The sequence below is a fragment of the Leeuwenhoekiella sp. MAR_2009_132 genome (assembly GCF_000687915.1).
Classification (GTDB): Bacteria; Bacteroidota; Bacteroidia; order Flavobacteriales; family Flavobacteriaceae; genus Leeuwenhoekiella.
This window is the reverse complement of sequence record NZ_JHZY01000004.1, coordinates 576,952-588,450: the sequence shown is the minus strand read 5'-3', so window position 1 is coordinate 588,450 and position 11,499 is coordinate 576,952. Positions and strand designations below refer to the sequence as shown.

Sequence of the window (11,499 nt, the reverse complement as noted above, 5' to 3'; positions counted from 1 at the left end):
TACCCTAATTATTTTACAAAAATACTCTTGAACTTAGCCAGGTTTTTTAGCGTAATACCTGTACCGCGCACAACGGCACGTAAAGGATCTTCAGCAATATAAACCGGTAAGTCTGTTTTTTGAGATAAACGTTTGTCTAACCCGCGCAACATACTACCACCACCTGCTAAATAGATACCAGTATTGTAAATATCTGCAGCAAGTTCTGGGGGCGTTTGCGAAAGCGTTTCCATTACGGCATCCTCTATGCGTAATATAGATTTGTCTAATGCTTTAGCAATCTCTCTGTAGGATATAGAAACCTGTTTAGGTTTACCTGTAAGGAGGTCGCGACCCTGTACACTCATATCTTCTGGTGGAACTTCTAAATCTTCGGTCGCTGCACCTATTTGAATCTTTATTTTTTCTGCACTACGTTCTCCTACATAGAGGTTATGTTGGGTGCGCATATAGTATATGATATCATTTGTAAATACGTCACCTGCAATTTTTACAGATTTATCACAAACAATACCTCCTAAAGCAATTACTGCAATTTCTGTAGTACCACCACCTATATCAACAATCATGTTACCTTTAGGTTGCATGATGTCTACACCTATACCTATAGCGGCTGCCATAGGCTCGTGTATAAGAAATACCTCTTTACCGTTAACACGCTCACAACTTTCTTTTACAGCACGCATTTCAACCTCTGTGATTCCTGAAGGGATACAAACTACCATACGCAATGCAGGAGCAAAAAGCCTTTTCTTAAGCGCAGGAATTTCTTTAATAAACATGCTTATCATTTGCTCACTAGCATCAAAATCTGCAATTACACCATCTTTAAGAGGACGTATTGTTTTAATGTTTTCGTGTGTTTTACCCTGCATCATTGCAGCTTCTTTTCCGGCAGCGATAATTTTATTAGTAACGCGATCTCTGGCAACAATAGAAGGGCTGTCTACAACAACCTTGTCGTTATGTATTATAAGAGTGTTTGCGGTACCGAGGTCAATCGCTATCTCTTCAGTTAGAAAATCAAAAAAGCCCATAGGATGTAAAGTGAGAGTGAAATATGATAATCAGGTTAGTCTTAAATGTACTGAAAAATTTCGTCTTAATTAGTGTTTAAAATGTCTTGTTCCGGTCATTACCATAGCAATATTATTAGCATTGCAATAATCTATGCTCAACTGATCTTTTATAGATCCGCCGGGTTGAATAACCGCTGTGATACCCGCTTTATCTGCTATTTCAACACAGTCAGGAAACGGGAAAAATGCATCACTTGCCATTACCGCTCCTTTTAAATCAAAACCAAAAGCAACCGCTTTATCTATTGCCTGGCGTAATGCATCTACACGAGAAGTTTGGCCAGTACCACTTGCGTAAAGCTGGTTTCCTTTTGCAAATACAATAGTATTTGATTTTGTGTGCTTACAGATTTTTGAAGCAAATATTAGATCACTTAACTCTTGATCTGTAGGTTTATTGTCTGTGGCTGTAGAAAGATCAGAAAGGCTGTCTGTGATAGCATCCTTATCCTGAACTAAAATACCATTTAAACAACTTCTTACCTGATCGTTAGGTAACGCTACAGGTTTCTGAACTAAAAGAACTCTATTTTTCTTTCCTTTTAAAATTTCAAAAGCTTCTTCAGAAAAACCGGGAGCAATTACAACCTCACAAAATAAAGAATGAATCTCTTCTGCTGTTGCTTTGTCGATTTCTGTATTTGATATTAAAATTCCACCAAAGGCTGAAACAGGATCTCCCGCTAAAGCATCAACATATGCCTGGTGAATTGTTTCTCGTTGAGCTAAACCACACGCGTTATTGTGTTTCAAAATAGCAAACGTGGGATTCTCATCTTTAAATTCTGCCATTAAATTTACAGCAGCGTCAACATCTAACAGGTTGTTATAAGAAAGTTCTTTTCCGTGAAGTTGATCAAACATTGCATTAAAATCGCCAAAGAATGTTCCTTTTTGATGCGGATTTTCACCATATCGTAATGTTTTTCCTTCGGTATAGCTTGCTTTGTAAACTACTTCTTCTTCATTAAAGTAGTTAAATATTGCAGTATCGTAGTGTGAGGAAACATTAAAGGCTTTTGCGGCAAAACGTTTGCGGTCTGTCAGTGTAGTAGTGCCTTCATTTGCACTTACCAGTTCAAGTACTTCCTTGTAATCATCTACAGAAGAAACGCATAACGTGTCTTTAAAATTCTTAGCAGCAGCGCGTATTAATGAAATACCACCTATATCAATTTTCTCAACAATATCTTGTTCTGAAGCTCCTGAGGCAACTGTTTTTTCAAATGGGTACAAGTCAACAATTACAATATCTAATTGCGGAATGTTATATTCTGCCATTTCAGAAATATCACCTTCGTGGTCCTGACGGTTAAGTATACCCCCAAAAATTTTAGGGTGTAATGTTTTAACTCTTCCACCTAGAATTGAAGGGTACGAAGTAACCTCTTCTACAGGTACTACCGGAACACCTAGATCCTGAATAAATTTTTCGGTACCTCCCGTAGAATAAAGGGTGATACCTAATTCATTAAACTTTTTTATAAGTGGTTCAAGACCTTCTTTACTAAAAACTGAAATTAGTGCGGCTTTAGCTTTTATGGCAGTACTCATGAAGAATTTTTTTATTTGGCTGCAAAAGTATGAATTAAACCCTTAAGAGGAGTTGATAATTGTTGTATTTTCTTAGCTTAAATTTGTAACGTTCAAGACAATTATACGTCCTATGGTCGTTCATGTTAACACACATCTATGCTCATTTATCTTAGGGTATTAAAAGAAAGTCTCGCATTTGCGATTAATGCACTGCGTAATAATAAGTTGCGTACGCTGCTATCACTACTGGGTGTAACCATAGGAATATTTTCAATCATCGGGGTTTTAGCTGCGGTAGATTCATTAAAACAGGAGATCAAAGGCAGTTTGTCTTCATTAGATAACAGTACTATTATCTTAATGCGTTTTTCTTTTGGGCCTTCGGAAATTCCCCAGTGGAAACGGGAGCAGTTTCCTGATGTAAGCTATGAGGAGTATCAATATATTAAACGAAATGTGCCTGATGTTGATGCTGTTTCATACAGCTTAAATGTTCGGGCAGAATCTATTAAATATGGTGATAAGCTGGTTACAGGAGTTGGCATTGCACCTGTTACCGAAGGTTATTATAATATTGAATCTCTTAAATTAAAAGAGGGACGGTTTTTTAATGAATCTGAGTCTAATAGCGGTTCGCCAGTAATTGTTTTAGGAGATGAGATTGCTGATGGATTGTTTGGTAACTTAAATCCTATAGGTAAAGAAGTGCGTCTTTATGGACAACGCTTTACAGTCATAGGTGTTCTTGAGAAAGAAGGAACCAGCCTCTTTGGTCCTTCAAAAGATGGTTCTGCAATCTTACCGGTAAATGTGGTGCGGCGTATCTATGGGAGCAATAATAAATCTGCTTTTCCTTCTATAGTTATTAAGCCGGCTTCTGGTGTAGATATACCTGAGTTTAATGCAGTACTTGCGCAACGGCTAAGACAGCTGCGTGGTTTAAAGCCAGACGATGTAAATAATTTTTTCATCAATCAATTGTCAGGGTTCACAGATCTTATAGATAATATAACCGGTACCATGTCGACTATAGGTGGTTTTATAGGCTTATTCTCTCTGCTTGTAGGTGGTTTTGGAATCGCAAATATTATGTTTGTGAGTGTTAAAGAGCGCACAAATCTTATAGGTATTCAAAAAGCACTGGGTGCAAAGAACAGGTTTATACTGCTTCAATTTTTATTTGAGTCTATAATTTTAGCAACTATAGGTGGACTCATAGGTCTTGGTTTAGTTTGGATTATTACAATTATAGCATCGCAATTTACCGGTGACTTTGAGTTTATTCTTTCCGCAGGAAATATCTTTGCGGGTTTGTTTAGTTCTGTTATAATTGGCCTTATTGCCGGTATTGTTCCTGCATTAATGGCTTCACGATTAGATCCTGTTGAAGCGATACGTACTGGTATGTAAGTAGGAGTACAAATACAAAAAAAAGAGCCTGCTTTATCATTTGATAAAGCAGGCTCTTTTTTATAAATTCTTTTAAACTTAAGCTTCTAATATATTAGCGACTTGCACATTTACCCATTCTAAAAACCGTTCGTCTGCATCAGTAAAAGGATCTGGAGTGTTAGAGTCAATATCTATCTGACCTATATTTTTTCCGTTTACAAATAATGGAACAACAATTTCTGCTTTTACGGTAATGCTACAAGCGATATAATTGTCCTGTGCATTTACATCAGGCACCACAAAATTTTGATTAGAAACGGCTACCTGTCCGCAAATGCCTTTTCCAAAAGGAATAATGGTGTGATCTGTATGTGCTCCCGCGTATGAACTTAATTTGAGTTCGTCTTTATCACCATTCTTGAAGTAGAATCCTACCCAGTCATAATGAGCTATAGTTTCTTTGAGAAGGTCGCATACTTCTTGCAGTCGTTGTTCAACAGATAAGCTTGCGCTATCTAATATTTGCGATACTTGAGGTTTTAGAGTTTCAAAAGTCATTTTTCTTGTATTTTAGACCGGTCAATAACCGTTATCAGATTGTTAGATTTAATTCGCAAATATAAGTCGGTACTTCTATTTATCCTTACATTTTTAGGAGTGTATGTGGTGCTTAGTGTTGGCTATGCAATTTACTTAAAACAAGAGTTTTCTATAGCGCATTATCCTGATTATGTAACCCATCAGGTAGCAGTGCAAAGTAATTGGCTTATTAATATAACTGACTACTCAAGTTTTATAGAGCCGCATTCTGAGGAAGCATCTATGAAGCTTTTTGTAGAAGATTATTTTGTAGTACGTGTGGTAGAGGGGTGTAATGGGGTGAGCGTAATAATTCTGTTTACCGCTTTTGTGTTTTCTTTTTATCAGGGATTTAAAAAAACTACGGTATTTTTTATTCTAGGTAGTCTGCTTATCTATGGTATTAATGTGCTGCGGATTGTTATTATAAGTATAGGCTTATATAAAATCCCTGAATACAGTAGGATACTTCATGATGTAGTATTTCCAGCAATTATTTATGGTACCGTAGTTTTACTTTGGCTATTTTGGATAAAGCGATTTAAAAAAATATCCTCTTGAAAAAAATAGTTCTTGTTCTGGTGGTAGTGTTTCTTTTTTTAATACTTGTGGCTATGCGTTATTTTCAGCAACACTTGTTTTATGATCCTTTACTGTTATTTTTTGAAAAGGATTACTTGAATTCAGGATCATTACCTCAGTTAGATATTTTTAAGATGCTTTTTTCTATCAGCATTCGCTTTTGGATTAATTCTATAATTTCTATTTGTATATTAAAGTTACTTTTTCGAGAAAACGAACTACTTAAGATACTCATTCTAATCTATGGTGTTTTATTTGGGTTGCTAATTATAACTTTCTATTTCTTAATTGCCCAATACCAAGTATCGTTTGAACTCCCCTTGTTTTATGTAAGAAGATTTTTAATTCAGCCTATGTTACTTTTAATATTATTACCTGCTTTTTATTATCAAAAGCTGCGCAGCAACTAGTCTATTTGTATATTTGGGTTAAATAGTAATTTACAATATGAAGAAATTATTTTTAGTACTGAGTTCCTTTTTGATTTTAGCCTGCGGCGAAAGCAAAAAAAATCAGGAAACAGTAACCGTTTCCGGTAGTGAATCGAGCACAGGTAAACTAGTTTATAACGGAGCAAAACGAGATGCTAAATTTAAAAACGATGAGGTAACAAGTGTATATGATAACTATAATAAGTTGAAGACTGCTCTTGTGAATACAGATTCTGAAGCCGCCCAAAATGCAGCAGAAGAAATGATATCAAGTATGGAGGCTGTAGAAGTAGAGGCAGATTTAAGAGAAGAAGCTCAGGCAATAGCAAATACCAAAGATATTAATAAACAGCGTGCGCATTTTGAAAAGTTAACTTCTGGAGTAAAAACCTTTGTAGAAGAAAATATTTCTGGCGGCACACTCTACTATCAATATTGCCCAATGGCCTTTGATGGTAAAGGTGCATACTGGATTTCTAATGAGAAGAAAGTTTACAACCCTTATTTTGGTGATGTGATGTTAAATTGCGGAACAGTAAGTGAAGAAATAAATTAATTTTTAAATACATTTATATAAAGAAAAAGCCCTTCAGAATTCACTGAAGGGCTTTTTTAATATTTAAAAATTGATGTTTACATCATTCCCGGCATACCGCCACCCATACCACCTGGCATTCCACCACCGGCATTTTCTTCTGGGATATCAGTTAATGCGCACTCAGTAGTTAAGATCATACCAGAAACAGATGCAGCATTTTCAAGAGCCACACGTGTTACTTTTTTAGGGTCTATAATACCAGCAGAAAGCATATTTACATAGGTATCTGTTTTAGCATCATAACCATAATCTTCTTCGCCTTCTATTACTTTAGCGATAACTACAGAACCTTCACCACCTGCGTTTGCAACGATAGTACGTAAAGGGGCTTCAATTGCTTTTGCTACAATTTTAATACCTGTAGCTTCATCTGCATTAATAGCTTCAAGATTTTCTAAAGCGCGTTTTGCACGTACAAGAGCAACACCACCACCAGCAACAATACCTTCTTCTACAGCAGCACGTGTAGCGTGAAGAGCGTCATCTACACGGTCTTTTTTCTCTTTCATTTCTACTTCAGAAGCAGCTCCTACATAAAGCACAGCAACACCGCCGGCTAATTTAGCCAAACGTTCCTGTAGTTTTTCTTTATCATAGTCGCTAGTTGTAGATTCGATCTGAGCTTTGATTTGGTTTATACGACCTTTAATGCCGTCTTTATCACCAGAACCATTTACGATTGTCGTGTTGTCTTTATCTATAGTCACGTTCTCGGCAGTGCCCAGCATATCTATAGTAGCATTTTCTAACGTGAAACCACGCTCTTCGCTAATAACAGTACCACCTGTTAAGATCGCAATGTCTTCTAACATAGCTTTACGACGATCACCAAAACCTGGAGCTTTAACAGCAGCAATTTTAAGTGCTCCTCTTAATTTATTTACAACTAAAGTAGCAAGTGCTTCACCGTCTACATCTTCTGCAATAATTAATAATGGCTTACCAGACTGCGCTACCGGCTCAAGTACTGGTAATAAATCTTTCATAGAAGAGATCTTTTTATCAAATAATAAGATATAAGGATTCTCTAATTCAGTTTGCATTTTTTCACTATCTGTAACAAAATATGGTGATAAATAACCACGGTCAAACTGCATACCTTCAACTACATCAACATACGTCTCTGTACCTTTTGCTTCCTCAACAGTAATTACACCTTCTTTACCTACTTTACTAAAAGCTTCAGCAATTAGTTCACCTATTACATCGTCGTTATTTGCAGAAATAGCTGCGATCTGCTTTATCTTTTCTGAAGAGTTACCTACTTCTTTAGTTTGAGAAGCAAGATCTTTTGTGATAGCCTCAACAGCTTTGTCTATCCCGCGCTTTAAGTCCATTGGGTTTGCACCCGCAGCAACGTTTTTAAGACCTTCCTGTACAATTGCCTGAGCAAGTACTGTTGCAGTTGTAGTACCGTCACCAGCTAGATCGTTAGTTTTAGAAGCAACTTCTTTAACCATCTGAGCTCCCATATTTTCTAAAGGATCTTTAAGCTCAATTTCTTTGGCTACCGTAACCCCATCTTTAGTCACTTGAGGAGCACCAAAAGATTTACTAATGATTACGTTACGACCTTTAGGGCCTAATGTTACTTTTACTGCGTTTGCTAGTGCGTCAACACCGCGTTTAATACCATCTCTTGCTGAGATGTCAAATGTTATCTCTTTTGCCATTGTAAATTTTATTTAAAATTTTCGCGACTGCGAAAAAATATAATTGTTATTTAATAGAAGAAAATCAGGTTATTAGATAACCGCAAGAATATCATCTTCACGCATTATTAAGTAATCTGTACCATCTAATTTTAATTCGGTACCAGAATATTTACCGTAAAGAACAGTATCACCTACCTTAACGGTCATATCGTGATCTTTTTTTCCATTTCCTACCGCTATAACTTTACCTTGTTGTGGTTTTTCTTTAGCTGTATCCGGAATATAAAGTCCAGATGCTGTTTTTGTTTCAGCGGCTGTAGGCTCTACTAAAACACGGTCTGAAAGTGGTTTAATGTTTACTCCCATTTTAATATAAATTTTTTAGTTAATAAAGTTCGTAATGATGTAGCCTGTAAGGCAGAAATTATGCCACCAGACTTTGGCTGACAAAAAGACAAAAAAAAGACCGCATAAATGCGGTCTTTATATTTTATATATGACTAAAATGTCATTTAGTTTGATTCTGTATCTTCTGCGGGTGCTGCTGTTGCAGGAGTGGTAGCATCTGGCACAGGCATTATATTCTCAACATCTTCTCCCTGTATTACTTTTGACTCAGAAGAATTACCTCCGCCAAAAATTGTAACGTTAGAGATTAAAATAAGTACAAGTAAAATAGTAGCAAGTCCCCAGGTACTTTTATCTAAAAAGTCACCGGTTTTTTTAACACCACCTATTTGTTGTGTTCCGCCTCCTCCAAAAGAAGAAGATAAACCACCACCTTTTGGGTTTTGTACCATTATAACAACAATAAGTAAAAATGCTACAATTACGATTAAAACTAAAAATATTAAAAACATAGTTTAAGGCTTTATAAAGGCGGATTTCAAAATTTAAATGTGCCGCAATTTATTATTTATTTTCTTGCAATTTAACTATTGCCCGAATTTGGTCTGCAAAGAAACCACTTTTTTCCGGATATTTCAAACATAAAATTTTATATGCCTGCTTTGCTTTTTGATAATTCTTTTGCTCGACGTAAACTCGCGCTAGAGTCTCTGTCATTAAGCTTTCATTAGGCTGAAAATCACTTTGTAGATCTTGTTTTTTAAACCCTTCTTCAGGAGATTTTACCTTTATCTTAGGGTTTGTTTCAATAAATTTATCGATTAATTCTAATCTACGTATGCGATCAGGATCTTCACTATCCTCCTGAACTTCTGAAAAAGAAACAAATTGCGTAGGTTTTGAGTCTAGCTTTATTTCTTCGGGTGTATTAGATTTTTCAGTAGGAGAGTCAGAATTTTCGGTTCTGTCAATCTTATTAAATGAAGTTATCTTTAACCATTGGCTAAATGAGTGAGTCTCACTCTTTGTGAATTCTAAAGGTTTTCCTATTTGTAACTTCTTTTCAGTGGCCTGTATATCATTGTCTTCTATACTTTCTTGAGGTTGTTCCTTCGGAATAAAAAAATCACTTGATAATACCTGATTGGCCTTCGCGATTTCTTCAGCATCTAATTCTGCTGAAATATCAATAAGGTCGTGCACAGGCATATCGCGCAGTTGCTCTTCCTGAGCTTTTATTTGCTCGCTTATAGCTGTTTGATTAAAATTTTCTGAAGTAATGTAATCAAATAGAACGGTACGATCCTGAGTATAAGCAGCTGTTTTTTTTAACTGATTGTTGTATAGAAAACTCTCCTGATTTTTCAAACCTTTTAAGTAAAGTGCTCGTGCCGCCTGAAAGTATGGATACTCTTTTACTACCTCATTTAATGCTGAGGTTTGCTCCGGAGTAATTGTATCAGGATTTTCTAAAAGATATGTAAAATCTAAGGTGTTCATTTACCAGTTTGCAAGCGATTCATTAAAAATGTCTTGAGTAATACGCTCAAAAATTTCTGCGATTGCGCTATCTAAAGCACTGCCTACTAATTGAGAATTACCGGGTGTGTCTACAAAAAATGAGAATCGCTTTTCAAAGTCATCACTGCCATCTTCTTTTTTAGTATTGGTAAATCTACACAAAACAACTATGGTTAATCTGTTTTGAGCTGCAAGGTTATCTGATGTAGCTGTTTGAGGAGCTATGTAATAATCAACAATCTCACCTTCATATATTAAGTCTGCATTAGCAGCATTTGTAGCCAGATTTAGGCTAGTTTGGTTCTGAATTAAATCAGAAAGAGCAAATGAGAAATCTCTGTCAATACCAGGCTCTACAATAGGAGCGTTGTTTTGAAAAAAACTTACATAAAAGCTTTCAGTTCCCGGTTGAATAGAAATACCAGTAAATGAATAAAAACCACAGCTGTTAAAACAAAAGCAGCTTAATAAAAGAAGTGTTATTTGAAGTTTTTTCATAAGTTGTTTAAATAACCTCTTTTAAAGATCGTATTGTTTAATTTTTCTGTACAAAGTGCGCTCGCTAATTCCTAATTCTTTTGCCGCTGCTTTGCGTTTGCCGCTGTGACGTTCTAGCGATTTTTCAATGAGCTCTAACTCTTTTTCCTGTAGCGATAAGGTTTCTTCTTCTTCTACATCTTCTGCAAAATGATACTTGTCTGCAAGAGAAGATTTAGCAGCAGACTCTTGCGGAAGTTGTAAAACTTCGGTGATATCTTCTGCGCTCTCGTAGGCATCTGTCTCGTCTTCGCTGTATATTTTTTTAATAAGTGATTTGTTTTCTTCCTGAACGCTAGCGTTATTACCTTTTTCCATTAACTCAAGCGTTAATTTTTTAAGGTCATTCAGGTCACTTTTCATATCAAAAAGAACTTTATATAAAATTTCACGCTCACTGCTAAAATCACTTTCACTCTTTTTAGAGCCTATCACAGCTGGTAAATTTGAGCCTGTATCGGGTAAGTAATGACGTAATTTATCTAACGTAATACTTCTGTTTTGTTCTAATACAGAAATTTGCTCGGCTACATTGCGCAGCTGTCTAATATTACCACTCCAGCGGTACTTTAAAAGCGCGTTTATAGCATCGTCTTCGAGGCGTATTGTTGGCATTTTGTACTTATTAGCAAAGTCTGAAGCAAACTTTCTAAAAAGTAAATGAATATCTTCTTTACGTTCTCGCAAAGGCGGAAGATTTATATCTACAGTACTTAATCTGTAAAATAAATCTTCTCTAAAACGTTCCTGATTAATAGCGTCAAACATTTTTACGTTTGTTGCTGCTACAATGCGTACATCTGTTTTCTGAGTTTTTGAAGAACCTACTTTTAGAAACTCTCCATTTTCTAAAACCCGAAGGAGACGTACCTGAGTAGGTAGTGGCAACTCACCAACTTCATCAAGAAATATGGTTCCGCCGTCTGCTTCTTCAAAATAACCGCTACGTGTTGAAGTTGCTCCTGTAAAAGCTCCTTTTTCGTGACCAAAAAGCTCGCTGTCTATAGTGCCTTCTGGAATAGCACCACAGTTTACAGCGATGTATTTATTATGCTTGCGGTGCGATAATGAATGTATTATGCGTGGAATACTTTCTTTACCTACACCACTTTCACCGGTAACCAGAACCGAAATATCTGTAGGGGCTACCTGTATCGCTTTTTCAATCGCACGATTGAGTTTGGGGTCATCTCCAATGATCCCAAAACGTTGTTTTATAGCGTGAACTGATTCCATTAACT

The 11,499-nt window shown here is 36.2% G+C and carries 13 protein-coding genes; 4 read left to right on the top strand and 9 right to left on the bottom strand.

Annotation, left to right across the window (positions count from 1 at the left end; genetic code table 11):
• Positions 1 to 8: 8 nt before the first annotated feature.
• Positions 9 to 1,037: a rod shape-determining protein gene (locus P164_RS11000; RefSeq protein WP_028376438.1), complete on the bottom strand. Its 1,029-nt coding sequence runs from the start codon at positions 1,035 to 1,037 to the stop codon at positions 9 to 11.
• Positions 1,038 to 1,106: 69 nt separating this feature from the next.
• The gene (gene purH, locus P164_RS10995) at positions 1,107 to 2,633 is read right to left on the bottom strand and encodes a bifunctional phosphoribosylaminoimidazolecarboxamide formyltransferase/IMP cyclohydrolase (RefSeq protein ID WP_028376437.1); all 1,527 of its coding nucleotides are present in this window, start codon (positions 2,631 to 2,633) and stop codon (positions 1,107 to 1,109) included.
• A gap of 138 nt (positions 2,634 to 2,771) precedes the next feature.
• Between purH and P164_RS10990 the strand changes: the two genes are divergently transcribed.
• Complete coding sequence (locus P164_RS10990) at positions 2,772 to 4,025, top strand: ABC transporter permease (protein WP_028376436.1); 1,254 nt, start codon at positions 2,772 to 2,774, stop codon at positions 4,023 to 4,025.
• Between the two features lie 78 nt (positions 4,026 to 4,103).
• Here the strand turns inward: P164_RS10990 and P164_RS10985 are convergent, their stop codons facing one another.
• Positions 4,104 to 4,565, bottom strand: a complete 462-nt coding sequence (locus tag P164_RS10985) for a GAF domain-containing protein (protein WP_028376435.1) — start codon at positions 4,563 to 4,565, stop codon at positions 4,104 to 4,106.
• 39 nt (positions 4,566 to 4,604) lie between these two features.
• Here P164_RS10985 and xrtF point away from each other — a divergent pair, with 39 nt between their 5' ends.
• Genes xrtF through P164_RS10970 form a run of 3 tightly spaced genes read left to right on the top strand, consistent with a single transcriptional unit; the run spans position 4,605 to position 6,155 of the window.
• Entirely contained in the window at positions 4,605 to 5,147 is a 543-nt protein-coding gene (gene xrtF, locus P164_RS10980; protein ID WP_028376434.1) for an exosortase family protein XrtF, read from the top strand.
• Complete coding sequence (locus P164_RS10975; protein WP_028376433.1) at positions 5,144 to 5,578, top strand: exosortase F system-associated membrane protein; 435 nt, start codon at positions 5,144 to 5,146, stop codon at positions 5,576 to 5,578. Before xrtF ends, P164_RS10975 begins: the two co-directional genes overlap by 4 nt.
• Before the next feature lie 37 nt (positions 5,579 to 5,615).
• Positions 5,616 to 6,155, top strand: coding sequence for a DUF3347 domain-containing protein (locus P164_RS10970; RefSeq protein WP_051621335.1), 540 nt, complete (start codon positions 5,616 to 5,618; stop codon positions 6,153 to 6,155).
• Between the two features lie 77 nt (positions 6,156 to 6,232).
• Here the strand turns inward: P164_RS10970 and groL are convergent, their stop codons facing one another.
• The 6 genes from groL to P164_RS10940 all read right to left on the bottom strand — a co-directional run bounded on the left by groL (position 6,233) and on the right by P164_RS10940 (position 11,494).
• Positions 6,233 to 7,870 (bottom strand): chaperonin GroEL, encoded by a 1,638-nt coding sequence (gene groL / locus P164_RS10965; RefSeq protein ID WP_028376432.1) that lies wholly within the window; start codon positions 7,868 to 7,870, stop codon positions 6,233 to 6,235.
• A 72-nt stretch (positions 7,871 to 7,942) separates the two neighbouring features.
• The gene (gene groES, locus P164_RS10960) at positions 7,943 to 8,218 is read right to left on the bottom strand and encodes a co-chaperone GroES (RefSeq protein ID WP_028376431.1); all 276 of its coding nucleotides are present in this window, start codon (positions 8,216 to 8,218) and stop codon (positions 7,943 to 7,945) included.
• A gap of 146 nt (positions 8,219 to 8,364) precedes the next feature.
• Complete coding sequence (secG, locus tag P164_RS10955) at positions 8,365 to 8,712, bottom strand: preprotein translocase subunit SecG (protein ID WP_028376430.1); 348 nt, start codon at positions 8,710 to 8,712, stop codon at positions 8,365 to 8,367.
• A 52-nt stretch (positions 8,713 to 8,764) separates the two neighbouring features.
• Positions 8,765 to 9,700, bottom strand: a complete 936-nt coding sequence (locus P164_RS10950; RefSeq protein ID WP_028376429.1) for a hypothetical protein — start codon at positions 9,698 to 9,700, stop codon at positions 8,765 to 8,767.
• Positions 9,701 to 10,219, bottom strand: a complete 519-nt coding sequence (locus tag P164_RS10945) for an LptE family protein (RefSeq protein WP_028376428.1) — start codon at positions 10,217 to 10,219, stop codon at positions 9,701 to 9,703. It abuts the gene before it with no gap.
• A 21-nt stretch (positions 10,220 to 10,240) separates the two neighbouring features.
• The gene (locus P164_RS10940) at positions 10,241 to 11,494 is read right to left on the bottom strand and encodes a sigma-54 interaction domain-containing protein (RefSeq protein ID WP_028376427.1); all 1,254 of its coding nucleotides are present in this window, start codon (positions 11,492 to 11,494) and stop codon (positions 10,241 to 10,243) included.
• Between the last annotated feature and the right edge of the window lie 5 nt (positions 11,495 to 11,499).